The sequence below is a fragment of the Muricoccus pecuniae genome, assembly GCF_014199205.1.
Classification (GTDB): domain Bacteria; phylum Pseudomonadota; class Alphaproteobacteria; order Acetobacterales; family Acetobacteraceae; genus Roseomonas; species Roseomonas pecuniae.
Map to the genome: position 1 here is coordinate 34,669 of NZ_JACIJD010000014.1, position 25,985 is coordinate 60,653.

The window sequence follows — 25,985 nt, forward strand, 5'->3', positions numbered from 1 at the left end:
AAGTCCCCTCCCGGCGCCGCGCGGCCTCAGGAAGGGGCTGCCCGGCATGTTGTGCCTTGACCGGGGAGGGGGGACTGCTGATACCTTGTCCCTGTCACAACATATGTTCGCATACCGATCAACGGATGCGGGGTGGAGGAAGCGGTGCGCGGGGACGGGGAGGGTGCGGAGGCTTCGGCGTCTCACTCGGCCAATCCGAAGAACCTCGTCCATTCCGCGGCGAAGGTCTTCGCCGTGCTTCGCGCCTTCGGCCCGGAATTGCCGGAACTGACCGTCTCCGAGGTCGCCGCCCGCGCCGGGCTGGACCGCGGCACCGCCTTCCGGCTGATCCATACCCTCGTCTCCCTCGGCTATCTCCGCGCCGTGCCCGGCACGCGCCGCTTCCGCCTGACCCTGCGCTGCCTGGAGATCGGCTTCGCGGCGCTCTCGGCCAATGACCTGCCGGGCCATGCCGGGCCGCTGCTGCGGGAACTCGTGCCCGGCGTGGCCGATGCCGGCTCCCTCGGCGTGGTGGAAGGCGGGGAGGTTATTTATCTCCAGCGCGTGCAACACGGGCTGGACCGCAGCGGCGTGGTGCGCCGGCCCGGCACGCGGGTGGGCGCCTACGCCACCGCCCTGGGCCACGCCATCCTCGCCTTCCTCCCGCGCGAGCGGCAGGTGGAGCATCTGGAGAGCGTGGAGCGCATCATGCTCTCCGAGCGCACCGTGACGGATCTCGACGCCCTGCTCGGCCGGCTGGATGCGGTGCGCGCCCGGGGCTACGCCGTCTCGGACGGCGAGAACGCCTACGGCCTCCGCACCGTGGCCGCGCCCGTGATGGGCGCCGACGGGCTGCCCCTGGCCGGTGTCAGTCTCACCATCTCGGCGGGGCGGCAGCCGATCGACGCCTTCGTGGAAACCGCCCTCCCCCATCTTCGCCGCCTCACCGATGAGCTGACGGAGGGCGTGCGCCTCTCCCTCGGCGCCATCGGCGTGCGGCGGGCCGGATAAGGAACCGACGCAGTGCCCGACATCCACAGCCCCATCGAGCTTCTTCGCCCGCCGCGCATCGAGTTCGGCTCCGGCACCCTCTCCGCCATCCGCCCCTGGGTGGAGGAGCGCGGCCTCAGGCGCATCCTCGTCGTGGCCGATGCCTTCAACGCGGCGCGCGTGGACCTGCTCGGCCTGCCCGGCGAGGTCACGGTCTTCGGCGAGGTGAAGCCCGAGCCCGACCTGCCGAACCTGGAGAAGGTGCTGGCCGTCGCCGAGGCGATGAGGCCGGACCTCGTCATCGGCTATGGCGGTGGCAGCGCCATGGACCTCGCCAAGCTCGTCGCCGTGCTGCCGGGCAGCGGGCAGACGCTGCATGACGTCGTCGGGCCGGAGAAGGTGCGCGGCCGCGGCGCCGCGCTGATCCAGGTTCCCACCACGGCCGGCACGGGCAGCGAGGGCGGGACGCGCTCCCTCGTCACCGATCCCGCCACCCAGAACAAGCTCGCCGTGCAGAGCCGCCACATGCTCGCGGACCTCGCCGTGGTCGATCCCGACCTGACCATGACCGTGCCGCCGGCCGTGACCGCCGCGACGGGCGTGGACGCCATGGCGCATTGCGCGGAAGCCTTCACCAGCAGGAAGTCGCACCCGATCATCGACCTCTACGCCCTGGAGGGCATCCGCCTCGTCGGCCGCTTCTTGCCGCGCGCCGTGAAGGACGGCTCGGACAAGGAGGCGCGGGCGGGGCTCGCGCTCGCCTCCATGTATGGCGGCTTCTGCCTGGGGCCGGTGAACACCACGGCGGGCCATGCGGTGGCCTATCCGCTCGGCACGCGGCACCACATCCCGCACGGCCTGGCCTGCGCGCTCATCTTCCCGCACACCCTCGCCCACAACGCGCCCGCGGTGCCGGAGAAGACGGCGCTGGTGCTGGAAGCGCTGGGCCTGCCCGCCTCCCAGGATCCGAAGACCGTGCTGGAAGGCGCCCATGCCTTCTGCGAGCGGCTAGGCGTGGAAATGCGCCTCTCTCGTCTCAACGTGCCGCGCGACAACCTCGGCACCATGGCGACGGAGGCGCATGCCATCCGCCGCCTGCTGGACAACAACCCCCGCGACCTCAGCCGGGACGAGATCCTGGCCATGTATGAGGCGGCCTTCTGATGTCCACCGCCGTCAGCCCCCCGCCCGATTTCAGCGGCAACGGCGTGCTCGTCGCGCATCCCGGCGATGCCGCGCGGATCGAGACCTTCATCCCGCACGGCACCGTGCAGAGCCACGCGGCGAACCTCACCTATCTGCCGAACGGCGACATCGCCTGCGTCTGGTTCGGGGGAACGCAGGAGGGCGTGCCGGACATCTCCGTGCAGTTCTCCCGGCTCGCCAGGGGAAGCGACCGGTGGACGGCGCCGGAGCAGCTCTCCGACGATCCGACGCGCTCCGAGCAGAACCCGCTGCTCTTCCCCGCGCCGGACGGCACGCTCTGGCTCATCTGGACCGCGCAGATCAGCGGCAACCAGGACACGGCCATCGTCCGCTGCCGCAAGTCCGCCGACCACGGCCGCGCATGGGGCGCGATCGAGACGCTGTTCGGCCCGCGCGAGGATGGCGGCACCTTCATGCGTCAGCCGATGGTGGTGCTGGAGAACGGCGACTGGCTGCTGCCCATCTGGGTCTGCCTCACCACCCCTGGGAAGAAGTGGGTGGGGGACAAGGACTACAGCGCGGTGAAGATCTCCTCCGATCAGGGCAAGACCTGGACGGAGCACGCGGTGCCCGACAGCGAGGGCTGCGTGCACATGTCCGTGCTGGACATGAAGGACGGGAGCCTCGTCGCCTTCTATCGCAGCCGCTGGGCGGACAACATCTACGTCTCCCGTTCCACCGATCTCGGCCGCACATGGACGGCGCCCGAGAGGACGGAGTTGCCGAACAACAACTCCTCCATCCAAGCCGTGCGGCTGGCCAACGGCCATATCGGCATGGTCTTCAACGAGAGTAGCGCGGCGGACGCCACCGAGCGCCGTCTCTCCCTCTATGACGACATCGAGGGCGACGAGGGCGACGACCGCGCGGAGCCGGTGCCGGTGGCCGGCGAGCGCAGCACCTTCTGGGGCGTGCCCCGCGCGCCGATGACGCTGGCCATCTCCACCGATGGCGGCCGGACCTGGCCCTGGCGCCGCAACCTGGAGACGGGCGACGGCTACTGCATGACGAACAACTCGCGGGACAAGGTGAACCGCGAGTTCTCCTATCCCACCATCATGCAGTCCCCCGACGGGGCGCTGCACATCGCCTACACCTATTACCGCCAGGCCATCAAATACGTCCGCGTGGCCGAGAGCTGGACCGGAGCCCCCGCATGAGCAGCCTTCATCCCACCGGCGTCTACTCCGCCGCCCTCACCCCGCTGGACGAGAAGCTGAACCCCGACCTGCCCGTCTTCGTCGAGCACGCGAAGCGCCTGATCGCCCAGGGCTGCGACGGCGTCGCGCTGCTCGGCACCACGGGCGAAGCGAATTCCTTCTCGGCGGATGAGCGCAAGGCGATCCTCGAAGCGGCCGTGGAGAGCGGGATCGAGGCGCGCCGCCTGCTCCCCGGCACGGGCGTGGTGGCCATCCCCGAGACGGTCGCGCTCACGAAGCACGCCCTGTCGATCGGTGTGAACACCATCGTGATGCTGCCGCCCTTCTACTACAAGGCGCCGAGCGAGGAGGGCGTGATCGCCGCCTATTCCGAGATCGTCGAGCGGATCGGGAGCAGCGACCTGCGCGTGGTGCTCTACCACATCCCGCAGATGTCGGCCGTGCCGATCACGGCGCCGATCATCGAGGCGCTGCTGAAGCGCTATCCCGGCACCTTCACCGGCATCAAGGACAGCGCGGGCGACTTCGCCAACATGGAGATGCTGGTGAAGACCTTCCCCGGCTTCGCCGTGCTCGCCGGCGCCGACCCGCTGCTGCTGCCGCTGATGCGGGCGGGCGGTGCGGGCTGCATCACCGCCACTTCGAACCTCGTGGCCGCAGACCTCGCCTTCATCTACCGCCACGCCAATGATCCGGCGATGGCGGCCGAGGTGGATGCGGCGCAGGCCCGCGTGGTGGCCAAGCGAGGCCTCGCCTCGAAGTTCGCGCAGATGGCCTCGCTCAAGGCCCTGCTCGCGAAGGAGACGGGGCACCAGGGCTGGACGCGGCTCCGCCCGCCCCTGCTGCCGCTGACGGCGGAGGAGTCCGCGCAGCTGCTCGCGGCCTGAACGATAACGGCCGGCCCGGAAAGGGCCGGCCTTCCCCTTGGGAGAGGACGACAATGAACAGGCGCAACCTTCTTCTCGCCGCCTCGGCGGCCGGTGCCGGCGTGCTGGCGTCACCCGCCATCCACGCGCAGGGGGCCTGGCCGCATGGCAAGCCGATCCGCGTCATCATCCCCTGGCCGCCGGGCGCCGCGAACGACACGCTGGGCCGCCTGCTGGCCCAGCGCCTATCGGAGAAGCTGGGCGCGACGGCCGTGGCCGAGAACCGCACGGGCGGCGCGGGCCTCGTCGGCACCAATGCCGTGCTGCAGGCCGCGCCGGACGGCTACACGCTGCTCGCCTCCGCCTTCAACACGGCGGTGATGCCGCTGGTGCTGAAGGGTGCCAACTTCGACCCGCAGAAGGACCTGGAGGTCTGCGCCCGCACGGCGCGCGCGCCGCTCGTTCTCGCCTCCTCCGGCACGAAGCGGGAGAAGACCTTCGCCGAGGTGATGGCGGCGGCCAAGGCGAAGCCGCGCGAGTGGAATTTCGCCATCTCCTCCCTCGGCTCCGCCGGCCATCTCGCCACCATCGAGTTCCTGCGCCGCACGGGGCTGGACCTGGATATGGTGACCTATCGCGGCACGCAGCCCGCGCTGACGGATATGATGGGCGGCAACGTGCAGCTGCTGATCGATCCCTGCTTCGCCATCCTGCCCGCGCGCGGCGACGGGAAGATCAACGTCCTCGGCATCGCGGCGCCCGAGCGCTCGAACCTCGCCAGCGACGTGCCGACCATGGCGGAGTCCGGCCTGCCCGGCTACGAGTTCGGGTCCTGGTACGGCGTCTGGGCGCCCCGGGGCACCTCCGCCGAGATCTGCGGCCGCATCAATGCGCTGATGCAGGAGACGATGCGCGAGCCCGCCATGGTGCAGCGCATGTCGAGCCAGGTGCTGGAGCCGGTGACGGAGAGCATCGAGGATTCGAAGCGCTTCATCGCCAGCGAGATCACCCGCGCCGGCGAGTTGCTGAAGCTCGTGAACTACCAGCCGGAATGACGGAGATTCCCGTCCGCCACGCCGTCGTCACCGGCGTCAGCTCCGGCATCGGCGCCGCCATTGCCGACAGGCTCCTGCGGGATGGCTGGCGCGTCACCGGCATCAGCCGCTCCGCCCCCGACAGGGCGGAGCCGGGCTTCGCGCACCGGGCCGCGGACCTTTCCGATCCCGCGAGCCTGGATGCGGCCGTGCAGGACCTGCGCCCGGACGCGCTCGTGCATGCGGCCGGCCTGCTCCGCACCGGCCGCCTGGGCGAGTTGAATCCCGCCGACGGGGAGGCGATGTGGCGCCTGCACGTCTCCGCGGCGGAGCGGCTGGCGAACCTCCTCCTGCCCGCCATGCCGGACGGTGCCCGCATCGTGCTGATCGGCAGCCGCACGGCCACCGGCGCGGCGGGGCGTGGGCAGTATGCCGCGACCAAGGCCGCGATGCTCGCTCTCGCGCGTTCCTGGGCGGCGGAACTGGCGCCGCGCGGCATCACCGTGAACGTGGTGGCCCCGGCGGCCACGGAGACGCCGATGCTGCGCGATCCCGCGCGCGCCGGCGTGCCGCCGCGCGTGCCGCCGATCGGCCGCTTCATCCGGCCGGAGGAGGTCGCGGCGCTCACGGCTTTCCTGCTGTCGGAGGAGGCGGGCGCCATCACGGGGCAGGGGATCACGATCTGCGGAGGCAGCTCGCTCTAGCGGTGTCCGAGCCGGGTCTTCCCGCCGCGTTCCGCGCCATGCGAGGGCCACTGTGGATCGGGCCCGATTCCCTGGTCTAGCTTCCCGTGTCGCCGGTTCATCCGGCTCCCTCATGCGGGTCCGTGACAATCCGCCAAGCCGGGAACGCGCTCAGCCCGATGCCACACCTCGCCATGACCGATCCGGCCCCGCACCTGGCCCATGTCGCGGCCGCCATGGCGGCGCCGGGGCAGCCCGAGGCCGGGTTGCGGGCGCTGGACAACGCCCTGGCCGCGACGGTCGGGCACAGGCTCTTCACCGTGCTCGTGCTGAACCACGCGGCCGGGCAGAAGCAGCGCTACTACACCAACATGCCGCAGGCTTACCCGGCCGGCGGCCACAAGCCGATCGAGCCGGTGGGCGAGTACCACGAGACCGTCGTGCTCGCCGGCCGCCCACGCTTCCTGCGCGACCGTGCGGATATCATCCGCGCCTTCCCCGACCACGAGCTGATCCTCTCCCTCGGCTGCGAGGGCGCGGTGAACGTGCCCGTGCGTTGGAACGGCGAGACGCTGGGCGGGCTGAACCTGCTGGACGCGGCGGGCCGCTACCACGAGGCGCAGACGCCGCTCCTCCTCACCTTCGCCGCGCTCGCCCTGCCGGCCTTCCTGCACATCACCCGGAACCCGACGGAAACCGCCCCATGAGCCCAGGGATCACCCGCCGCGGCGCCGGCACGCTGCTCGCCGGCGCGCTCGCCACGCCCGCCATCGCGCAGACGCCGCCCTGGCCGCAGGCGGGGCCGATCCGCTTCATCGTGCCCTTCGGCTCGGGCGGCACGACGGACATCATCGCGCGCATCGTGGCGGCCGAGATGTCGCGCCGCCTCGGGCAGAGCATGGTGGTGGAGAACCGGCCGGGCGCGGGCGCCACCCTCGGCACGGGGCAGGTCGCGCGCGCGGCGCCGGACGGCTACACCCTCGTCCTTTCCGTCATCAGCGCCATGGTGGTGGGCAAGGTGCTCTACGGCCCGCGCGTCACCTGGGACCCCGACGCGGACTTCGCGCATATCGCGATGCTGATGAGCACGCCCTATCTCTGGCTCGTCCGGCCCGACCTGCCGATCCGCAGCGTGGCGGATCTGGTCACAGAGGCGAAGCGGCGGCCGGACGGGCTGACCTACGGCACCTCCGGTATCGGCTCCATGCCGCATCTCACCGCCGTGCGCTTCTGCCGCGCCGCCGGCATCTCGATGCAGCACGCGCCCTATCGCGGCGCGGCGCAGGTGGCGACGGACGTGATGTCGGGCACGCTGCCGCTGATGGTGGACAGCCTCACCGCCGCCAGCAGCAACATCCGCTCCGGTGCGCTGCGCCCCCTCGCGCATTCCTGGCCCGAGCGCATCCCGGACTTCCCCGATATCCCGACCTTCCGGGAGTTGGGCTATCCCGACCTCGTCGTGGATGGCTGGTCCGGCCTCGCGGCGCCCGCGCGCACGCCGCGCCCGATCGTGGAGAAGCTGGCCGAGGCGGCGCGGGACTCGCTCGCCTCGCCCGACCTGCTCCGCCGCTACAAGGACACGGCCACCGCGCCGGGGCGCCTCTTCCTCGACGACGCGCAGCGCTACGTGCGCGAGGAGCTGGCCGCCTGGACGCCGATCATCCAGGCCTCCGGCGCATCGGTGGACTGATGCGGAAGGGGCCGGCGGGGAGGATCCCGCCGGCCCCGCTGCTCACATTCCGCCGATGTAGTTCGGCCCGCCACCGCCCTCGGGCGTGCGCCAGTCGATGTTCTGGGTAGGGTCCTTGATGTCGCAGGTCTTGCAGTGCACGCAGTTCTGCGCGTTGATCACGAGCTTCACCGCCGCATCGCCCGCTTCCACCGATGCGCCCTCACCGGTGGCCTCGGGGTCCGGCGTGCCGCGTAGCTCGCGCTCCGCTTCCGGCCCGACGGCCTCGTAGACGGCGGCGGGGCAGTAGCGGCTCTCGGGGCTGCGGAACTGGTCCCAGTTCACGCCCTTCCAGCGGCCGGGATCCCTCAGCACGAGATGCGCGGGCTGGTTCTCCTCGTGATTCGTGTTCGAGAGGAACACGGAGGAGAGCCGGTCGAAGGTGAGCACGCCGTCGGGCTTGGGGTAGCTGATGCGCTTGCTCCCCGCGGCCGGCTTCAGCGTCTCGTGGTCGGCATGGTGCACCCAGGTCCAGGGCGCCTTGCCGCGGAAGACATAGGTGTCGAGCGCTGCCGCCGCCATGCCGCCCCAGAAGCCGTACTTCGAGAAGCCCGGGCGGATGTTGCGCACGCTGTGAAGCTCGTCCCAGACCCAGGACTTGCGGATGGCCTCGGGGTAGGTCTCCAGCACCTCTGGCCGCGTGTCCTGCGCCAGCGCGGCGCCGATAGCCTCGGCCGCCACCATGCCGCTCTTCATCGCGGTATGGGTGCCCTTGATCTTCGGCACGTTGAGGAAGCCCGCCGTGTCGCCCACCAGCATGCCGCCGGGGAAGACCAGGCGCGGCACCGACTGCGCGCCGCCCTCGTTCAGCGCGCGCGCGCCGTAGGCGATGCGCTTGCCGCCCTCCAGGATCTTGCGGACCTCCGGATGCGTCTTGAAGCGCTGGAACTCGTCGAAGGGCGAGAGCCAGGGATTCCTGTAGTCCAGCCCGACCACGAAGCCGATGGAGACGAGGTTCTCGCCGAGCATGTAGAGCCAGGAGCCGCCATACACGTCGGAGGGCAGCGGCCAGCCCGTGGAGTGCCACACGAAGCCGGGCGTGTGCTTCTCCTTCGGGATCTCCCACAGCTCCTTCATGCCGAGGCCGAAGGTCTGCGGCTGGCAGTCGCGGCGGAGGTCGTACATCTCGAAGAGGCGCTTGGTCAGCGATCCCCGGCAGCCCTCGGCGAAGACCGTGTAGGTCGCGCGGAGCTCCATGCCGGGCTGGAAGTCCGGCCCCTCCTCGCCCTCCCGGGTGATGCCCATCACCCCGGCGACGACGCCCTTCACCACCCCGTCCTCGATCACGAGGTCGGAGGCGGCGAAGCCGGGATAGATCTCGATGCCCATCGCCTCGGCGCGGGCGCCGAGCCAGCGGCAGACATTCCCGAGCGAGACGACGTAGTTACCGTGGTTGTCCATGCTCGGCGGCGTCGGCAGCTTGATCGCTCGCTTCTCCGTGAGGATCACGAAGCGGTCGTCGCCGCAGGGCGTCATCAGCGCCGGCGGGTCATCGCGCCAGTCCGGGAACAGCTCGTCGAGCGCGCGCGGCTCGAGCACCGCGCCGGAGAGGGTATGGGCGCCGATCTCCGAACCCTTCTCGACGAGGCAGACGGTGGCATCGGGTGAAACCTGTTTCAGCCGGATCGCGGCCGCCAGGCCGGCGGGGCCGCCGCCCACCACCAGCACGTCGAACTCCATGCTCTCGCGTTCGGACACGGGCTCTCCTCCTGATCTGGTCACGCATGTAGCCCCGCCTTACCCCTTGCGTAACCCTCGATCCGCGCGGGCCATTGCGCGATCCCCTCTCTGGGCGCGATACCCCGGGGATGGAGCCCGACGAGGCCGAGACGGCGGCCCTTCTCGCCGCGCTGGAACTGCAGATCGCCTGGGGCGCCGACGAGGCGCTGGACGAGGCGCCGCTCGACCGTACCCGCCCGTCCCCCGAGGCATTGCCGGCCGCCCGGCCTGTCGCTCCGGCCGCGCGCCAGCCGGCCCCGCGCCCCTCCGCCCCGGCGCTCACCCCCGCCGCCGCCTTCGCCCCGGTGACTGCCCGGGCGGGGGAGCTGGCCGCGGGCGCCGACAGCATCGAGGCCCTGAGCGCGGCCCTGGCCGCGCTCGACCATCCCCTGCGGGAGACGGCGGGCAATCTCGTCCTGTCCGACGGCGTTCCCGAATCCGGCCTCGTCCTGATCGGGGAGGCGCCGGGGGCCGACGAGGACCGGCAGGGCAAGCCCTTCGTCGGCGTCTCCGGCCGGCTGCTGGACCGGATGCTCGCCAGCATCGGGGTCGAGCGCGCCCGCAACGCCTATCTCACCAATATCCTGCCCTGGCGGCCGCCGGGGAACCGCACGCCGACGGATGCGGAGATGTCGCTCTTCACCCCCTTCGTGCTGCGCCACCTCGCCCTCCTGCGCCCGCGCCACGTCGTGCTGCTCGGCGGCACGGCGGCCAAGGCGCTGCTGCGCCGGAACGAGGGCATCACGCGGCTTCGCGGGCGCTGGCACTCCCTGGAGGTGCCCGGCCTCGGGACCGTCCCGGCCCTGGCCACGCTCCACCCGGCCTATCTGCTGCGCCAGCCCGCGGGAAAGCGCGACGCCTGGACCGATCTGCGGCTGCTCCGGCGCGCGCTGGACGGCCCGGCCGAGGCCCCCTGACCGGAACGTGAAGGCCCTGTGAAGGCTAAGTTATTGTTTTTCTCTCCCGGCGCGCCTGCCTCGCGCGAGGGTTGCTTGCTCTCCCCCGGCAGCTTCCCTAACCGTCCCCGCCCATGCGAGCTTCCCCCCCCGGGCTCGATCGCCGTCCCCCCCGGCGAGCGCGCACGGTTCGGATAGCCCTGGCGCTGGCCCTCGCCCTCTGCGGGGCAACCGCGCAGGCTGCTCCGCACCGAGCGTCGGAGAGCACATTCCGCCGCGACCATGGCCCGCAGCGCGACGCAGGCCGCTCGTCCCGTGCCGTCGTCACCCGTGCGGAGACGCCGCGCGCCTCCTCGCGCGCGCCCGCGCGCGAGCCCAAGCGCGCGATCCTGCGGGAGGCACCCCGCCGTGCTTCGGGCCGGGCCGCGCCGGTGCGGGTCGCGCGCCAGGCGCGCAAGACCCCTCCGGCGCGGATCGAGCCCCACGCGCCCGAGCCGGTCTCGCTGCTGCGCCGGCCGTCGAACCGCCTGGAGGAGATGCAGACGCCGCAGGAGATCGCCCTCTCCTTCGCGCGCACGCCCCTGGCCGGCATCGCCGCGCCCGCCGCGCAGGGCCTGCCCCAGCCCCTCGCCCCGTCCGAGGCCGCCCGTCTCCGCCGCATCTTCGAGCTGCAGGCGCGGGGCGAGATGTCCCAGGCCATGCGGGAGGCCGAGCGGCTGGACGACCGCCGGCTGATCGGCCACGTCCTCGCCGACCGCTGGCGCACGGGCGGGGTGGAGCCGAGCACTGCCGAGCTCCAGGCCTGGCTGTCGGACCACGCCGACCATCCCGACGCACCCCGGCTGCACGCGATGCTGGCCCGGCGGCTGCCGCGGGGCGTCACTCCGCCCCCGCTGCCCACCGATCCCGCGGCGGAGGAGGTTCCCCAGCCCGGCCAGGAGATCCCGCCCGAGGAGCGCGAGCCCGCCGCCGCGGCCCGCCCCCTGGTCCGCAATCCCGCGCTCGACCGCACGGTGCGCGACATGGCCGCCCGCGGCGACGTGAACGACGCGCTGCGCTACATCGCCTCCACGCGCGGCATGACGCCGCCCTACGCCGCCGCCCTGCAGACCGAGGTCGCGCTCGCCCTCTTCACCTCCGGCCGCGACGAGGACGCCTTCCGCGTGGCCTCCCGGGCGGCGCGCAGCCCCGCCGCCCCGGCCCAGGCGGCCTTCCTCGCCGGGCTGTCGGCCTGGGGCCTCGGCCAGTACGAGACGGCGCTGCCCTTCTTCGAGTCGGCGGCGCGCAGCGAGGCGGCCCCGGCCGTGACCCGCGCGGCGGCGGCGTTCTGGACTGCTCGCGCGGCCGTCCGCGCCCGCCGTCCGCAGGGCTATGTTCCCTGGATGCTCCAGGCGGCGCAGGAGCCGCGCACCTTCTACGGCCTCGTCGCCCGGCGTGCCCTGGGCCTGCCGCCCGGCTTCGCCTGGGAGGGCGAGGTGGCGGGCGAGGCCGAGCGCGCCGCCCTGTCCGAGACGGCCGGGGGTTGGCGCGCCCTCGCCCTCATCCAGATCGGCCAGAAGGCGCGGGCCGAGGCGGAGCTGCGTCGCCTCTGGTCGGTGGCCGGCGGCAATCCGAGCCTTGCCCGCGCCATGCTCGCCGCCGCCACCTCGGCCGGGATGACGGAGCTGGCGACCATGCTGGCCTCCCAGGCCCAGGCCGCCGATGGCCGCCCGCGCGACTACGCCCGCTTCCCCGTGCCCCGGCTGGAGCCGCAGGGCGGCTGGCGCGCGGACCCGGCCCTCGTCTACGGGCTGGCCCGCCAGGAATCGAACTTCGACCCCGATGCGCTCTCCCCCGCCGGGGCGCGAGGGCTGATGCAGGTCATGCCCTCCACCGCGGCCTTCATCACCGGCGACGCGAACCTGCGCGAGGGCGGCCAGCGCCGGCTGCACGACCCCGGCTTCAGCCTGGAGCTGGGCCAGCGCTACCTGCTTCACCTCTCCGGCCAGGAGAACGTGAAGGGCGACCTCATCCGCCTGCTGGCGGCCTACAATGCCGGCCCGGGCAACCTGTCCCGCTGGATGCCAGCGAACGGGCACCGGGAGGACCCCTTCCTCTTCATCGAGAGCATCCCCTTCAACGAGACCCGCGCCTATGTGCAGCGCGTGCTCGCCTATTCCTGGATCTATGCCAGCCGCCTCGGCCTGCCATCGCCGAGCCTCGACGCGCTGGCCGCCGGCAACGCGCCGCGCTTTCTCGGGGTGGATGAGCTGGCCCGGCTCGTGGCCCGGAACCGCGGGGCGCGATAGGCGCGGGCAGGCTTCGCCGGGGCCGGCCAGCCACGCGCATGTGTGCGGAAAGGCCGGCACGCACGGGTTGGAAGAGCGTCGCCGACCTGCAATTTATCGCATGTGATTCCAGGGTTCGACGTGTGGCGGCAGGCATGGGGGCAACGGCACGGCCGGGGCGGCCCCATCCATTCGGGCGAGGAGGAGGCACTCCGCCCGGCAGCGTCCGTCGTTGCGGGGCGAAGCGCGGAAACCCGCGCTCCCCGTAGCCCTTCTCTCTGCGTGATCCACCATGCCCGCCCGCAAGCCCGTTGTCCCCGTAGGTCCATCCCGGGGCGGACGGTGCAGTCGTTGCTATTCCTGGCCGTGGTGGCCGAGGATTCGTCCGTTGGGGGCAGCGGGGTGCGCCGTCCCGAATGAGCGTCTCCCTCCGTCCCGCCCGCCTGCGCGGCCTGGCGGCCCAGCCCATGGTGCCGCCGGAGCCCGACCGGGCCGATACGCTCTGCGCGCAGGAGCCGATCCACATCCCCGGCGCCATCCAGCCGCACGGGGTGCTGCTGGTGGCGGACCCCTCGCGCAACCTCGTGATCCGCGCGGCCAGCGAGAATGCGGGCCTGCTCGCCGAGGGGCTTCCCTCCAACACCCTGCTCGGCCTTCCCGTGGCGGACGTGCTCGGCGAGGAGTTCGCGAAGGCCTTGGGCGAGCTCGCCGCGGCGGGGGAGCTGCGGGGAGAGACGCCCTGGGAAACCGGGCTGGACCTGCCCGGCGGCCCCTTCGAGGTGACCTCCCACACCCAGGACGGCATGGTGCTCATCGAGCTGGAGCCCGTCGCCCCGAGGGACGAGGAGGAGGCGCTGGGCGCGGCGCGCGCCCTGCAACGGGCGATCGCGCGGCTGCGCGCTGCCGGAGGGCGGCTGGAAGAACTCGCCCGCGTGACGGTGGAGGGCATCCGCCATCTCACGGGCTATGAGCGCGTGCTGATCTACCGCTTCGACCAGGACTGGCACGGCCAGACCCTGGCCGAGGACAAGGTGGCCGATTGGGAGCAGTCGCTCGACGGGCTCCATTTCCCCGCCTCCGACATCCCCGCCCAGGCGCGCGAGCTCTACAGGCGCAGCCTCATCCGCTGGGTCCCGTCGCGGGACGCCGCCCCCGTGCCGCTGCACAAGGACCCTTCCTGGGAGGTGCCGGAGATGCCGGAGAGGCCCATCGACCTCTCCTTCACCCGCCTCCGCAGCCTCTCGCCCGTCCACCTCCAGTACCACCGCAACATGGGCGTGGACGGGTCCATGTCCCTCTCGATCCTGCACGAGGGGCAGCTCTGGGGACTGATGGTCTGCCACCACCGCCGCCCGCACCGCCCCTCCCCGGGGCAGCGCGCCGCGGCGACCGCGCTGACGGACGCCTTCGCCCTGCGCGTGGGCGGCGCGGAGCAGCACGGGGTGGAGGAGGCCCGGCGGGCGGACATGAACCGCCTGGCGGAGCTGACGGCCCATATGGCGGAGGCGGATGACGTCACCTCCGCCCTCACGGCCGGGGCGGTCACGATCGCCTCCTTCTTCGGATGCCGCGGCGCCGCGCTGCTGCGGGGCGCGACGGTCGAGCGCCTGGGCGAGGCGCCGCCGGCACCGGACCTGCTGCGCCTGGCCAACTGGCTGCGCGACCGGGGCGGGGAGGACATCTTCCACTCCGACCGAATGAGCGCCGACTTTCCGGACTGGGCGCAGCACGCCACCCTCGCCAGCGGCGTGCTGGCCGTGTTCCTGACCGTCGACCGCACGGACATGATCCTCTGGTTCCGGCCGGAGGAGCCGTATCTCGTGAGCTGGGGCGGCAACCCGCACAAGGCGATGGACCCGCAGGGCGGCTCCGTCCTGCCGCGCCAGTCCTTCGAGCGCTGGGTGGAGGAGCGGCACGGCCATTCCCGCCCCTGGGCGGGGTGGGAGCTGGAGATCGCGGCGACGCTCCGCCACGCCATCACCGAGGTAATCATCCGCAGCCTCGGCCGCATCGCGGAGCTGAACGAGCGGCTGCGGCAGAGCCAGAAGATGGAGGCGGTCGGCCAGCTCACCGGCGGCATCGCGCACGACTTCAACAACCTGCTCGCCGGGATCGTCGGCAGCCTGGAGATGATGCGCAACCGCGTGGCGCAGGGCCGGGTGGGGGAGCTGGACCGCTATCTCGGCGCCGCCATGACCTCGGCGAACCGTGCGGCGGCGCTCACGCACCGGCTGCTCGCCTTCTCGCGCCGGCAGACGCTGGACCCGAAGCCGACCGACGTGAACCGCCTCGTCACCTCCATGGAGGAGCTGATCCGCCGCACGGTGGGGCCGGCCATTCATGTGGAAACCGTGATGTCGGGCGGGCTCTGGACGACGCTCTGCGACGCGAACCAGCTCGAGAACGCGCTGCTCAACCTCGCCATCAACGCGCGCGACGCGATGCCAGACGGCGGGCGGCTGACGATCGAGGCGGTGAACGCCCGGCTGGACGACGCCTATGCCAGGCGCCACCACGAGGTGACGGCGGGGCAGTACGTCGCCGTCTCCGTCACGGATACGGGCACGGGCATGCCGCCCGAGGTGGTGGCCCGCGCCTTCGACCCCTTCTTCACCACCAAGCCGCTCGGCCAGGGCACCGGGCTCGGCCTCTCGATGGTCTACGGCTTCGCCAAGCAGTCGAACGGCTATGTCCGCATCTATTCCGAGGCGGGGCAGGGGACGACGGTGCGGCTCTACCTCCCGCGCTCGGTGGAGGCGGAGGGGGCCGATGCGGACGCTGCCCGCCCCACCCTCGACCAGGCCGCGCCCGAGGGCGGGACGGTGCTGGTGGTGGACGATGAGCCCGTGGTGCGGATGCTGGTCACGGAAGTCCTGCGCGATCTCGGCTACGGCGTGGTGGAGGCGAGCGACGGGCCGCAGGCACTCAAGGCCCTGGAGGCCATGCCGAAGATCGACCTGATGGTGACGGATGTGGGCCTGCCCGGCGGCATGAACGGCCGCCAGCTCGCCGATGCCGTGCGCGAGCGGCGCCCCGCGCTGAAGGTGCTGTTCATCACGGGCTATGCCGAGAACGCCGCCATCGGCAACGGCCTGCTGGCGCCGGGGATGCAGGTGATCACCAAGCCCTTCGCCATGGACGTGCTGGCGACTAAGGTCCGGTCCATGACCGAGGGATGATGACCGCCGAAGCCTCCCTTCGCGACACCCTCCGCGCCGGCACGCGGGCAGAGCACGACTGGCTGGAGAACGGGCTGCGCCTCGCCGGTCCCGGCCTCACCGCCGGCCGCTACCGCGAAGTGCTGGCGCGCTTCCACGGCTTCTGGGCGGGGTGGGAGCCGAGAGTGGCGGCGGAGTTGGGCGACGACGCCTTCCTGGCGCCCCGCCGCCGGCTGCACCTGCTGCGCGACGATCTCCGCGCGCTCGGCATCGCGCCCGAGGGCCTGCCTGTCTGCCCTCCGCCCCCGCTGCACGGCCGGGGCGAGGCGATGGGCTCGCTCTACGTCATGGAGGGATCCACCCTGGGCGGGCGGGTGATCCTGAAGGGGCTGGACCGCAGGGCGGTGCCGGAGGACGCCCGTTCCTACTTCGCCGGCCATGGCGAGGCGACGGGCGCCATGTGGCGGGGCTTCCTGGAGCGGCTGGAGGCGGAGCCCGACGCGGCCTCCGTCCTGCGCGGCGCGAAGGCGACCTTCGCGACGCTGGGCGACTGGATGCTCGCGCCGGGCTGACCGCCGCCCGGGGCTAGGCGCCGCCGGTCACCGGGATGAGGTCGGCCATGATCGGGCGGAGGGCGTCGAGCTTGGTCAGGTTCGGCGTCCGCCAGTCGGCGGCGAGGATGCCGCCCGTATCGCCCGAATTCGGGTTCCAGGACCACCAGGTCCAGCTCATGCCCTCGTCTCCCGCGGCGATGTCCGTCCTGCCGTCCGCGTCGAAGTCGCCGCCGAGATAGGGGACGAGCCTGCTGAGCCAGGCGGTGTCCTTAGGATCGGTCAGGTTGCTGCCGAACTCGCCGAGCAGCACGGGGGCGAGGTTCTGCTGGTAGATGTAGCCCCAGTGGTCGGTAAAGACCTTCTCCAGGTTGTTCGGGAAGTCCGCCGCGTTGAACCAGGGCTGGCCGTAGACGGAATTCGGGTAATCGTGCGGCGAGTAGACCACGTGGTTCGCGATGCCGAGCGTGACCGGGTTGGACGCCACCCCTGACAGGTCCCCGCCCCACCAGTAGTTCCCCCCCGTTCCCTCGACGATGATGAGCCAGTCGGGATTGACCGACTGGATGGCGTTGCCCGCGCGGGTGGCCGCCGCCGCCCAGTCATTGGCGCCGCCGCCGCCCCAGGTCGCCGCGCCATGGGGCTCGTTGGCGAGGTCGGCGCCGATGACGGTCGGGTTCCCGGCATAGTGCTGGCCGAGCATCTTCCAGTTCTCGATCCACCGGGCCTCGCCATAGGTCCCGTCGTACCAGAGGCCGCTTCCGTTGGGGCCGTCGCCGGCGGAGCTGCGGTGGTGGTCGAGGATGATCCTCATGCCGATGGTGCCGGCATAGTCGACGATCTTGTCCAGCAGGGCGAGGCCGCTCAGGCCGCGCAGTTCCGGGTTCAGGTTGTAGTCGATGCCGCCCGGCGAGTTGCGGCCGGTGTCGAGCAGCTGGTCCGAGAAGGGCAGGCGGATGGTGTTGAAGCCGAGCTCCTTCATCTGGTCCATCATGGAGGTGTAGCTTCGGGTGTGGAGCCCGTGCGGCGCGAAAGTCCCGGTCTCCAGGCCGAACCAGTTCACGCCCGCGATCTTCACGGCCTGGCCGGCGTCGTCGACGATTTGGTTGCCGTCGGTGTGGAAGAAGCCGGGATGGCTCGTCACGGGGCCCGTCGGCGCCGCGGGATCGTTGTCCAGGATGGTGCCGCTCGCCGTGCCCCGTCCGATGGTCGCCCCGGAGGCGAGGGAGAGGCTCACCGAGAGGGTCTCGGCGGCTTCGTGGAACGCGTCCCCGAGAACGGCGATGGTGACCGCCTTGCTCGTCTCCCCGGCGGCGAAGGTGAGAGTGCCCGAGGTTGCCGTGAAGTCCATTCCCGCGGCCGCGGTCCCGCCCTGCGTGGCGTAGTGCACGGTGACCGCGGAGGAGGAGGGCTGCGACAACGTGACGATGAAGACCTCGTCGACGCTGCCGGTATTCCCCTCGGTCACGGTCGCGTCCGCGATGGAGAGAGAGGGGAGGGCTGGCTGCTGGGGCCCTGCGGGAACATCGTTCACCGACAGCCGCTCGACATCGTGGCCGCCCGGTGTCGCCGCCTGGAACCCGAAGCTCACCGAAGCGGAGGAGGAAAGGCTGCCATTGTAGGAGAGGTTGCGGAGCACGTAGTGCGTGCCGGCATGCGAGACGATCTCGGCGTTCCAGATATTGCTGATGTCGAAGCCCGCGTCGAACGCCACGGTCCAGCCGTTCAGGCCCGTCGTGCTCGCGGTCACCCTGACATCGGCGATGAAGCCGCTGCCCCAGTCATTGGCCACCGCGTAGCTCACCGATGGCGCCGCTCCCGTGACCGGGGGAGGGGCGGCGTCGTCATTCGTGATGGTGGCCGTGGCGGTTCCTCGCGACACGATGACGCCGGCCGGGTTCGAGAGGAGCAGGGAAAAGGTCTCATTGGCCTCCACGGCGGTGTCGCCGAGCACCGCGACCGTGACGGTCCTGCTGGTTTCGCCCGCCGCGAAGGCGAGCGTGCCGGACGCCGCCGCGTAATCCGTCCCGGCCTTCGCTGTGCCGTCCCCGGTCGCGTAGCTCAGCGACACTGGGCCAGTCGCAGGTTTGGACAGGGTCACGGTGAAGGTGGCGAGCTTCTGGCCGCTGTCTCCCTCCGCGAGGGAGATGTCACTCACCGCCGCCGAAGGGGAGGTGACGGGCGCGGTGTCGTCGTTGACGATGGTCGCCACGCCGGTCGCCCGGGCCAGCACCGCCCCGTTCACGGCGGAGAGCAGGAGGCCGAAGCTCTCATCCGCCTCCACCACCGTGTCGCCGAGGACGGGAACGATGATGGTCCTGGAGGTCTCGCCGGGCGCGAAGGTGACCGTTCCGGAAACCGCCGCGTAGTCGGCGCCGGCAAGAGCCGTCCCGTCCCTGGTCGCGTAGGCCAGGGTGACCGGGGTTGCCGAGGGTTTGGAGAGCGTGAGCCTGAACAGCAGGTCCGTGGTGCCCGACTGGCCTTCGGAAACCGACATGTCGGCCACGCTCAGTATGGGCAACTCAACGACCGGGGCGGGAGCCGTGCCGACCGGCTGGCCGTTGAGGCTGTAGCCCGTCGGTGACGAACCGGGAGAGGCGATGAAGCCGAAGGAAACCTCCGCCCTGGCGGCGACCGAGCCGTTCCAGTCCAGGTTCCGGACGATGTAGTGGTTGCCGACATGCGAGACGATCTGGGCGTTCCAGATCTGCGTGATGTCGTAGTCCGCGTCGAACTCGAGTGTCCAACCGTTCAGGGACTGGTCCGGACGCAGCACGAGGCTGGCCTGGAGACCGCTGTTCCAGCTGTTCGCGACGGAGTAGTCGATCCGGAGTGCCATGCCGTCCTGCTTAGCCCTCTGCGTCACGGGAAGCTGAGTCAGCAATCCTCCCGAAGTGGAGCCGCTCCCTACAGTTGTGGTAACAAAACGAATTTTTGTGGGTGAAATGACCGCGCCTATGCACGATCCTGGCAGAGGGCGGAGCAGGAATTCTGCGAGCCTGGCGCAATGGAAGGGCGCGCGGCTGCCACGTCAGGGAAGGTAAGGATCGGCGCGTTCCGGATCACCGTTCGCTGCGCGTGCGGGATGGAGATGACGGGAGCGCGCATTCCCTCACGGCGGCGGCTCCCTGGCAGGGACGGGCGGTTCTCACCTGCGGCTCGAAAGCGCGGAGTCCACGCTCGTTGCCCGGCCGGGCGAACGGGAAAGCGCGCCCCGGGATGGCGCACGGTTTCGGCCACCGGAGGCATCCACCCCGGACGAGGGATGCCCGGCCTCGTGTTCCTCCTAAGCCGCGCCCCTGATCGGCGCGTCCGCCAGCACGAGAAGATGGCCCTGGGAGCAGCGCTCCACCCGCGCTTCCACCTCGTAGACCCGGGCGAGGAGGTCGGGCGTCAGCGTCTCCGCCGGTGTGCCGTCCGCCTGGATGGCTCCCTCGCTCAGCGCCACGAGGCGGTCCGCGAAGCGCGCGGCGAGGCCGAGGTCGTGCAGCACCACCACGCCCACCAGCCCGCGGCTCACCACGGTCTCCCGCACCAGCGCCATGACGGACATCTGATGTCGCAGGTCGAGGGCGCTGGTCGGCTCGTCCAGCATGAGCACCGCGGGCTCGCGCGCGAGCGCCTGGGCGAGGCCGACGAGCTGGCGCTGGCCGCCGGAAAGGCGGTCGAGCGTGCGCATGGCCAGGTGCTCGATGCCGAGGCGCCGCAGCACCGCCACCGCATGGGCCGCCGCCGCGGCGCCATTGGGCGCGAGGGCCGTCGGCGTGGCACGCAGCGCCCCCACCAGCGTCTCCATCACCGTGAGCGCCACGCCGCCCGGCAGCCCCTGGGGCATGTAGGCGAGGTGCCGCGCGCGCTCGGGGATGGACATGGCGAGGAGGTCGCGCTCCCCGAGCCGCACCGCGCCGCGCGTGCCGGGCACGAGCCCCGCGATGCCGCGCAGCAGCGTGGACTTGCCCGCCGCATTCGGCCCGACGAGCGCGGTGAGCGTGCCCGGCCGCAGCGGCGCGAGGTCCAGCCCCTCCACCACCGCGCGCCGGCCATAGGCGACCCGCAGCCCCGTGACGGAGAGAGAGGCGCCGCTCATGCCACGCGCCCCCGCCCGAGCACGAGCGCCAGGAAGACGGGCACCCCGATCAGCGCGGTGACGATGCCGATCGGCACGAGCAGCCCGGGCACGACGAGCTTGCCGGCCACGGAGGAGAGCGAGAGCAGCAGCGCGCCGCAGAGCGCCGAAGCCGGCAGGAAGAAGCGGTGGTCCTCCCCCACCAGCAGCCGCGCGGCATGCGGCCCGACGAGGCCGACGAAGCCGATCGTGCCCACGAAAGCGACCGAGACGCCCGCCAGCAGGCTGACGCGCAGCAGCGCCCCGCGACGGGTGGCGTTCGTGTCCACCCCGAAGGAGCGGGCCCGGTCCTCGCCCAGGCGCAGCGCCGTCAGCCGCCAGGCCGCGCGCGCGGAGAAGGGGACCGCCAGCGCCAGCGCGGCCGCCAGGATGCCGATCTTGTCCCAGGTCGCGCGGGCGAGGCTGCCCATGGACCAGAAGACGAGTTGCTGGAGAGCCTGCTCCGTCGCCAGGAACTGGATCAGCGCCACCAGCGCGTTGAAGGCGAAGACAAGGGCGATGCCGAAGAGAACGAGCGCCTGCACCCCCGCCCCGCGCAGGCGCGAGAGGAACTGCAGCAGCAGCATCGCCGCGAGGGCGAAGGCGAAGGCATTGGCCGGCACCAGCCAGTCCGCCGGCACGAAGGGAATGCCGCGCCCGAGCACGATGGCCAGCGCCGCCCCGAGGGAGGCGGCGGAGGAGACGCCGAGGGTGAAGGGGCTGGCCAGGGGGTTGTCCAGCACCGTCTGCATCTCGGCGCCCGCGAGGGCCAGCGCGGCGCCGACGAGCACGGCCATGGTGGCGTAGGGCAGGCGCACGTCCCAGACGATGACGGAGAGCGGGCCGCCGGCGCCGCGCCCGGCGAGGAGGGTGTCGAGCACCGTCGAGAGCGGCAGGCGCGCGGGGCCGGTTGCCACGTCCAGCAGGAAGGCCGCGAGAAGGCCGAGGCTGAGCGCCAGGAGCAGCGCCCCGCGGCGCAGCAGCAGCCGGCGGTAGCCCGCAGCGCCCTCCGCCACCTCCATCACCGCGGCGCTCACCGGAGCGACACCCAGTAGGTGCCCTCCAGCGGCAGGCTCGGCAGGAAGCGGCGGTTCATCTCGGCCAGGGTGGCGGCGGGGTCGATATCCGCGAACAGGTCAGGATGAAGCCAGCGCGCCAGGGCTTCCAGGGCAAGGAGGTTGTAGGGGCTGTCGTAGAAGCTGTGCCACAGCGCGTGCGCCCGCCCGGCCTTCACGCCGGAGAGGCCGGAGACGCCGGGGCGGGAGACGGCGCGCACAAGGGCGGCGCGGGCCTCCTCGGGCGTCACGCCCGGGCCCAGGCGGGGCTGGGTGCCCTCGCCATTCGCGCCGCCGGTCGCGACGTAGACGGCGGGGTCGCGGGTGACGACGTATTCGAGGTTCAGCGTCCCGAGCGCGCCCGGGACGACCCCCGCGCCGATATTGTCCCCGCCCGCCAGCTCGATGAGCCCGCCGAGGTTGCCCCGGCCGGGGGAGCCGCAGCACTCCCGGGTTCCGCCGGCGCGCAGCTCCATCAGCACGGCGGGGCGTGTCGGCCTGGCCTCGGCCAGCCGCGCCCGGATACGCTCGGCGTGCTCGCGCGCGAAGCCGACATACTCCGCGGCCTCGCGGTCCCGCCCGAGCGCCTTGCCGAGGAGCGCGATGCTGGGAAGCGTGTTGTTCAGCGGGTCCTGACGGAAATCGACGAAGACCACGGGCACGCCGGCCCGGGCGAACTGCGCCTCCGCCTCACTGCCCTTGCCCGGGCCATGGCCGTCCAGGCCGAGCACCACGAGGTCGGGGCGGGCGGTCAGGGCGCTCTCGATCGAGAAGGTCTCGGCGGAGGAGGCGCCGACGACGGGGATGCGCTCCGCGGCCGGGAAGCGGGCGGCGAGCTGGGCGAAGCCCTGCGGGTCCAGCCGGTGGAACTCGCCCATCCAGCCGGCGACGACGCGGGTGGGGTCTTCCCGCTCCAGCAGCGCAAGAACGGAGATGAGCCGGCCCTCGCCGAGCAGCAGGCGTTTCGCGGGGGCGGGCAGCACCACCTCGCGCCCGGCCACGTCGCGCAGGGTGATCGGCTGCGGCGCGCCCTGCCCCATGGAGGGCGCGGCGGCGAGCAGGGGGGGAAGCAGCGCGGCAAGGCGCAGCAGGCTGCGACGGATCATGGCGGCTCCTGGCGGGGGATGGCGCAGACAATAATCATTCGCATCCAGCCGTACAAATGCCGGCAGCGCGAGGCTCACCCGCTCCGGACGGGGCCGGAGGGGGAGGCGCTCCCCTCGGTCCGGATCATCGCTCCGGCCAGCGCCACCAGCAGGAGGGCGATGGGCACCGTGGAGACGAAGCCGAGGCGGGAGAAGGCGACCGCCCCCGCCACCCCGCCGAGCATGAAGCCGCCGAGAATGGCGAGCAGGAGCCGCAGCTTCGCCCGGTCGGCCCGCACCGCCGCGCCGCCGGGCACGCGGTTCCAGTACAGCAGCTTGCCCAGCTCGATCCCGAGATCCGTCACCACCCCGGTCATGTGGGTGGTGCGGATGCGCGAGCCCGAGATCTTCGTGACCGTCGCGTTCTGAAGCCCCATGAGAGAGCAGAGCAGCGGAACCGCCAGCCCCGCGACCGGCACCGCCTGGAAGAACTCGCCCAGTATGCCGAGGAGAAGGAGGAGGCCGGCCTCCAGCAGGAGGGGCAGGGCATAGGGGTGATACCGCCCGTTCCGGCGCCCCCAGTTGATCAGCACCGCGGAGAGGCCGGCGCCCAGGAGAAAGCAGGAAACGGCCGTGGCCCCGGCGACCGCCAAGCCGAAGGCGTGGAGCGCCACCGCGTCCGCGACGCCGGAGAGGATGCCCGACATGTGGGAGGTGTACTGCCCCGCCAGCAGGAAGCCGCCGGCGTTAACCGCCCCCGCGACGAAGGCGAGCGAGACGCCCAGACCGGATTCCCCCATCGCGAGCCGCCCCAGTTCCCGCATGCCGAACCCTCACCTGCCGGCGAGCCTATCGCGAAAGCGGCGCCCGGCCGAAGGGCCGGGGTTGGAATGGTTCTGGAAATCGCGATCTAGAGGACCCGTCCGGCCGCTCCGGAGAGGCTTCTGGGATGACGCTGCTGATCTCCGAGGCGACCGCCCGCACCCGCTCCCCGGGCGCGCTCGTGGCCCGCCTGCGCGACCGCATGGCCGATCACGGGATAGGGGTGGCGGGAAGCGGTGCCGAGACGCGCATCCTCCTCCCCGGTGCCACCGCCCTTCTCCTGCTGCGGGAAGGCGCGGTGGGGCTGCGGGTGGAAGCGGCCTGCCCCGATCGCCTCGCCGATGCCCAGGCCGTCCTCGCCGGCCATCTGGATGCCTTCGCCCCCGCCGAGGCCCTCGGCATTCTCTGGCGCGGCGGCAGTGCGGCCGGGGGGGACGGAAGGCCGCACAACTTCCGTGCCCTGCGCGTGGTGAGCGTGACGGATATCGCGCCCCGGATGCGCCGCGTCACCCTGGCCGGAGAGCGGCTGGAGCGGTTCAGGGCCGGGGGGATGCACGCGAAGATCCTCATCCCCGCGCCGGGGGTGGATCCGGTCTGGCCCCGGGTGGGCCCGGGCGGCCAGCCCGTTCTCGACGGCTGCGGCCTGATCCGCCGCTCCTATACGATCCGCCGCCTGGACCTCGCCGCGGGCACGCTGGACATCGACTTCCTCCTGCACGGGGAGGAGGGGCCCGGCTCCGCCTTCGCGCTGCGGGCGCGGCCCGGGGATCCGCTGGGGATCCTGGGCCCGGGCGGCGGCACCGTGACGCTCGGGCGCTGGACCATGCTCGCGGGGGACGAGACCGCGCTGCCCGCCATCGCCCGTGCCCTGGAAGGAATGCATGCGGGCGCGCGCGGCCTCGCGCTGATCGAGGTGGCAGACGCGGGGGAGGAGCAGCCGCTCCGGCATCCCGCCAGCGTCGCGCTGAGATGGGTTCACCGGGGCGTTGCACCCCACGGTGCCCGGCTACTGGAAGCTGCCCGGGCCGCCACCCTGCCCGTGCAGGAGGAGGTCACCTGCTGGGGTGGCTGCGAGAACGGCACTGCCCGTGCCCTCCGCGAGCACTGGGGAGGGGAGCGCGGCCTCGACCGCGCTCGCTACCGCGCCGTGGCCTACTGGCGCCACGGCGGGGATGGCGAGGGATAGGATGGGGTGCGGAAGGAGCCGCCCCCATCCCAGGAGTCAGCCGACGCCGAGAAGCTCCACGTCGAAGACGAGCGTGGCGTTGGGCGGGATCACGCCGCCGGCGCCGCGCGCGCCGTAGCCCTTCTCCGGCGGGATCGTCAGCCGGCGCTGCCCGCCGACCTTCATGCCCTGCACGCCCTCGTCCCAGCCGCGGATCACATGGCCCATGCCGAGGGGGAAGGAGAAGGGCTCGCCGCGGTCGCGGGAGCTGTCGAACTTGCGGCCCTTGTTCTCGGGCTTGCCGGCATCGAAGAGCCAGCCGGTGTAGTGGACCGTGACCTCCTTGCCGGCCACGGCCTCGTCGCCCGTGCCGGGCTTCTGTTCGTCGATCATGTCTCTACTTCCCTGGTGAGGGCGGCGTTCTAGCCGGACCGGCAAGGCCGGCCAAATGACGAGGCCGGGCGCTCAGGCCGCGGCACGCCTCTCGCCCGCCACTTCCGCCAGGATGGAGAAGGAGCGCTTGCGGGCGGCGTGGTCGTGGATCTGGCCCGTCACCATCAACTCGTCCGCCCCGGTGCGGGCGACGAGGTCGCTCAGCCCCTGCCGCACCGTCTCCGGCCCGCCGACGATGGAGAAGGAGAGGGAGTTGTCCAGCATCGCCTTCGCATAGGGATCGAGGCCCTCGTAGAAGCCCTCCTTCGGCGCGGGCAGCTTGCCCGGCCGGCCGCTGCGCAGGTTCACGAAGGACTGCTGGTGCGAGGAGAAGAGAAGCCGCGCCGCCTCGTCCGTCTCCGCCGCATGCACGTTCACGCCCAGCATGACATAGGGCTTCTCGATATGGCCGGAGGGGCGGAAGCGCTCCCGGTAGATCGCCACCGCCTGCTCCAGCGCCGCCGGGGCGAAATGGGAGGCGAAGGCATAGGGTAGGCCGAGCGCGGCCGCGAGCTGTGCGCCATAGGTGGAGGAGCCGAGGATCCAGAGCGGCACCTCCAGCCCCGCGCCGGGCACGGCCTGCACGCGCTGGCCGGGCTGGGCCGGGCGGAAGAGGGCCATCAGCTCCATCACGTCCTGCGGGAAGGAATCGACATCCCCCTGCAGCGTGCGGCGCAGCGCGTGGGCGGTGACCTGGTCGGAGCCCGGGGCCCGGCCGAGGCCGAGGTCCACGCGGCCGGGATGCAGGGCGGCGAGCGTCCCGAACTGCTCGGCGATCGCGAGGGGCGCGTGATTGGGTAGCATCACACCGCCGGCGCCGATGCGGATCCGGCTGGTGCCGGAGGCCACATGCGCGAGCGCCACGGCAGTCGCGGCACTCGCGATGCCGGGCATGTTGTGGTGCTCGGCCATCCAGTAGCGACGATAGCCGAGGGCTTCGGTGTGTCGCGCCAGATCGGCCGAGTTGCGCAACGCCTGGCCGGCGTCGCTCCCCTCGGGCACGGGGGAGAGGTCGAGGACGGAGAGCGGGATCATCCACGCCATATGGGCGCCCCCCTCCGGCTTCAAAACCCCGGAGGGGGG

The 25,985-nt window shown here is 72.1% G+C and carries 21 protein-coding genes; 13 read left to right on the forward strand and 8 right to left on the reverse strand.

Features of this window, described 5'->3' with window-relative positions; translation table 11 throughout:
• Positions 1–132: 132 nt before the first annotated feature.
• From FHS87_RS24495 to FHS87_RS15425, 8 genes are all read left to right on the forward strand, one after another.
• Positions 133–990, forward strand: a complete 858-nt coding sequence (locus tag FHS87_RS24495) for an IclR family transcriptional regulator (protein WP_312862011.1) — start codon at positions 133–135, stop codon at positions 988–990.
• A 12-nt stretch (positions 991–1,002) separates the two neighbouring features.
• Positions 1,003–2,133, forward strand: coding sequence for an iron-containing alcohol dehydrogenase (locus tag FHS87_RS15395; RefSeq protein ID WP_184520243.1), 1,131 nt, complete (start codon positions 1,003–1,005; stop codon positions 2,131–2,133).
• On the forward strand, positions 2,133–3,335 hold the full coding sequence (locus tag FHS87_RS15400; RefSeq protein WP_184520245.1) for a sialidase family protein: 1,203 nt from the start codon (positions 2,133–2,135) through the stop codon (positions 3,333–3,335). The genes FHS87_RS15395 and FHS87_RS15400 overlap by 1 nt, the downstream gene beginning before the upstream one ends.
• A complete protein-coding gene (locus FHS87_RS15405) occupies positions 3,332–4,222 on the forward strand; it encodes a dihydrodipicolinate synthase family protein (protein ID WP_184520247.1) in 891 nt (296 codons plus the stop codon). Before FHS87_RS15400 ends, FHS87_RS15405 begins: the two co-directional genes overlap by 4 nt.
• Before the next feature lie 53 nt (positions 4,223–4,275).
• Positions 4,276–5,256, forward strand: coding sequence for a Bug family tripartite tricarboxylate transporter substrate binding protein (locus FHS87_RS15410; protein ID WP_184520249.1), 981 nt, complete (start codon positions 4,276–4,278; stop codon positions 5,254–5,256).
• Positions 5,253–5,939, forward strand: coding sequence for an SDR family NAD(P)-dependent oxidoreductase (locus FHS87_RS15415; RefSeq protein ID WP_184520251.1), 687 nt, complete (start codon positions 5,253–5,255; stop codon positions 5,937–5,939). Before FHS87_RS15410 ends, FHS87_RS15415 begins: the two co-directional genes overlap by 4 nt.
• A gap of 158 nt (positions 5,940–6,097) precedes the next feature.
• Complete coding sequence (locus FHS87_RS15420) at positions 6,098–6,625, forward strand: GAF domain-containing protein (protein ID WP_221299969.1); 528 nt, start codon at positions 6,098–6,100, stop codon at positions 6,623–6,625.
• Positions 6,622–7,608 carry a Bug family tripartite tricarboxylate transporter substrate binding protein gene (locus FHS87_RS15425; RefSeq protein ID WP_184520253.1) on the forward strand — a complete coding sequence of 329 codons (987 nt, stop codon included), beginning with the start codon at positions 6,622–6,624 and terminating at the stop codon, positions 7,606–7,608. The genes FHS87_RS15420 and FHS87_RS15425 overlap by 4 nt, the downstream gene beginning before the upstream one ends.
• 42 nt (positions 7,609–7,650) lie before the next feature.
• On the opposite strand, the gene FHS87_RS15430 is transcribed toward FHS87_RS15425, so the two are convergent.
• Entirely contained in the window at positions 7,651–9,327 is a 1,677-nt protein-coding gene (locus tag FHS87_RS15430) for an electron transfer flavoprotein-ubiquinone oxidoreductase (RefSeq protein WP_184520345.1), read from the reverse strand.
• 128 nt (positions 9,328–9,455) lie between these two features.
• On the opposite strand from FHS87_RS15430, the gene FHS87_RS15435 reads away from it, so the two are divergent.
• From FHS87_RS15435 to FHS87_RS15450, 4 genes are all read left to right on the forward strand, one after another.
• The gene (locus FHS87_RS15435; protein ID WP_184520255.1) at positions 9,456–10,283 is read left to right on the forward strand and encodes a uracil-DNA glycosylase; all 828 of its coding nucleotides are present in this window, start codon (positions 9,456–9,458) and stop codon (positions 10,281–10,283) included.
• Positions 10,284–10,693: 410 nt separating this feature from the next.
• Positions 10,694–12,550, forward strand: coding sequence for a lytic transglycosylase domain-containing protein (locus FHS87_RS24500; RefSeq protein ID WP_312862013.1), 1,857 nt, complete (start codon positions 10,694–10,696; stop codon positions 12,548–12,550).
• A 395-nt stretch (positions 12,551–12,945) separates the two neighbouring features.
• Positions 12,946–15,708 (forward strand): response regulator, encoded by a 2,763-nt coding sequence (locus FHS87_RS15445; protein ID WP_184520257.1) that lies wholly within the window; start codon positions 12,946–12,948, stop codon positions 15,706–15,708.
• Entirely contained in the window at positions 15,705–16,259 is a 555-nt protein-coding gene (locus FHS87_RS15450; RefSeq protein WP_184520259.1) for a biliverdin-producing heme oxygenase, read from the forward strand. The genes FHS87_RS15445 and FHS87_RS15450 overlap by 4 nt, the downstream gene beginning before the upstream one ends.
• Positions 16,260–16,272: 13 nt before the next feature.
• Here FHS87_RS15450 and FHS87_RS15455 read toward each other — a convergent pair whose 3' ends face one another.
• From FHS87_RS15455 to FHS87_RS15475, 5 genes are all read right to left on the reverse strand, one after another.
• On the reverse strand, positions 16,273–19,077 hold the full coding sequence (locus FHS87_RS15455; protein ID WP_184520261.1) for a Calx-beta domain-containing protein: 2,805 nt from the start codon (positions 19,075–19,077) through the stop codon (positions 16,273–16,275).
• Positions 19,078–19,524: 447 nt separating this feature from the next.
• Positions 19,525–20,325 carry an ABC transporter ATP-binding protein gene (locus FHS87_RS15460; RefSeq protein ID WP_184520263.1) on the reverse strand — a complete coding sequence of 267 codons (801 nt, stop codon included), beginning with the start codon at positions 20,323–20,325 and terminating at the stop codon, positions 19,525–19,527.
• Positions 20,322–21,365: a FecCD family ABC transporter permease gene (locus tag FHS87_RS15465; protein ID WP_184520347.1), complete on the reverse strand. Its 1,044-nt coding sequence runs from the start codon at positions 21,363–21,365 to the stop codon at positions 20,322–20,324. The genes FHS87_RS15460 and FHS87_RS15465 overlap by 4 nt, the downstream gene beginning before the upstream one ends.
• A gap of 11 nt (positions 21,366–21,376) precedes the next feature.
• Entirely contained in the window at positions 21,377–22,504 is a 1,128-nt protein-coding gene (locus FHS87_RS15470) for an ABC transporter substrate-binding protein (RefSeq protein ID WP_184520265.1), read from the reverse strand.
• A gap of 74 nt (positions 22,505–22,578) precedes the next feature.
• Positions 22,579–23,307: a YoaK family protein gene (locus FHS87_RS15475; protein ID WP_184520267.1), complete on the reverse strand. Its 729-nt coding sequence runs from the start codon at positions 23,305–23,307 to the stop codon at positions 22,579–22,581.
• A 125-nt stretch (positions 23,308–23,432) separates the two neighbouring features.
• Here FHS87_RS15475 and FHS87_RS15480 point away from each other — a divergent pair, with 125 nt between their 5' ends.
• Positions 23,433–24,491: a siderophore-interacting protein gene (locus FHS87_RS15480; RefSeq protein WP_184520269.1), complete on the forward strand. Its 1,059-nt coding sequence runs from the start codon at positions 23,433–23,435 to the stop codon at positions 24,489–24,491.
• A 36-nt stretch (positions 24,492–24,527) separates the two neighbouring features.
• Here the strand turns inward: FHS87_RS15480 and FHS87_RS15485 are convergent, their stop codons facing one another.
• Positions 24,528–24,863, reverse strand: coding sequence for an FKBP-type peptidyl-prolyl cis-trans isomerase (locus FHS87_RS15485; protein ID WP_184520271.1), 336 nt, complete (start codon positions 24,861–24,863; stop codon positions 24,528–24,530).
• Positions 24,864–24,935: 72 nt separating this feature from the next.
• The gene (locus FHS87_RS15490) at positions 24,936–25,937 is read right to left on the reverse strand and encodes an LLM class flavin-dependent oxidoreductase (RefSeq protein ID WP_184520348.1); all 1,002 of its coding nucleotides are present in this window, start codon (positions 25,935–25,937) and stop codon (positions 24,936–24,938) included.
• Positions 25,938–25,985 lie beyond the last annotated feature (48 nt).

Coding starts and splice junctions, on each gene's coding strand:
- FHS87_RS15490 (WP_184520348.1), bottom strand. CDS start 25,937: ATGATCCCGCTCTCCGTCCTCGACCTCTCCCCCGTGCCCGAGGGGAGC.
- FHS87_RS15475 (WP_184520267.1), bottom strand. CDS start 23,307: ATGCGGGAACTGGGGCGGCTCGCGATGGGGGAATCCGGTCTGGGCGTC.
- FHS87_RS15485 (WP_184520271.1), bottom strand. CDS start 24,863: ATGATCGACGAACAGAAGCCCGGCACGGGCGACGAGGCCGTGGCCGGC.
- FHS87_RS15435 (WP_184520255.1), top strand. CDS start 9,456: ATGGAGCCCGACGAGGCCGAGACGGCGGCCCTTCTCGCCGCGCTGGAA.
- FHS87_RS15415 (WP_184520251.1), top strand. CDS start 5,253: ATGACGGAGATTCCCGTCCGCCACGCCGTCGTCACCGGCGTCAGCTCC.
- FHS87_RS15405 (WP_184520247.1), top strand. CDS start 3,332: ATGAGCAGCCTTCATCCCACCGGCGTCTACTCCGCCGCCCTCACCCCG.
- FHS87_RS15420 (WP_221299969.1), top strand. CDS start 6,098: ATGCCACACCTCGCCATGACCGATCCGGCCCCGCACCTGGCCCATGTC.
- FHS87_RS15445 (WP_184520257.1), top strand. CDS start 12,946: ATGAGCGTCTCCCTCCGTCCCGCCCGCCTGCGCGGCCTGGCGGCCCAG.
- FHS87_RS15470 (WP_184520265.1), bottom strand. CDS start 22,504: ATGATCCGTCGCAGCCTGCTGCGCCTTGCCGCGCTGCTTCCCCCCCTG.
- FHS87_RS15465 (WP_184520347.1), bottom strand. CDS start 21,365: ATGGAGGTGGCGGAGGGCGCTGCGGGCTACCGCCGGCTGCTGCTGCGC.
- FHS87_RS15430 (WP_184520345.1), bottom strand. CDS start 9,327: ATGGAGTTCGACGTGCTGGTGGTGGGCGGCGGCCCCGCCGGCCTGGCG.
- FHS87_RS15455 (WP_184520261.1), bottom strand. CDS start 19,077: ATGGCACTCCGGATCGACTACTCCGTCGCGAACAGCTGGAACAGCGGT.
- FHS87_RS15460 (WP_184520263.1), bottom strand. CDS start 20,325: ATGAGCGGCGCCTCTCTCTCCGTCACGGGGCTGCGGGTCGCCTATGGC.
- FHS87_RS15410 (WP_184520249.1), top strand. CDS start 4,276: ATGAACAGGCGCAACCTTCTTCTCGCCGCCTCGGCGGCCGGTGCCGGC.
- FHS87_RS15400 (WP_184520245.1), top strand. CDS start 2,133: ATGTCCACCGCCGTCAGCCCCCCGCCCGATTTCAGCGGCAACGGCGTG.
- FHS87_RS15450 (WP_184520259.1), top strand. CDS start 15,705: ATGATGACCGCCGAAGCCTCCCTTCGCGACACCCTCCGCGCCGGCACG.
- FHS87_RS15480 (WP_184520269.1), top strand. CDS start 23,433: ATGACGCTGCTGATCTCCGAGGCGACCGCCCGCACCCGCTCCCCGGGC.
- FHS87_RS15425 (WP_184520253.1), top strand. CDS start 6,622: ATGAGCCCAGGGATCACCCGCCGCGGCGCCGGCACGCTGCTCGCCGGC.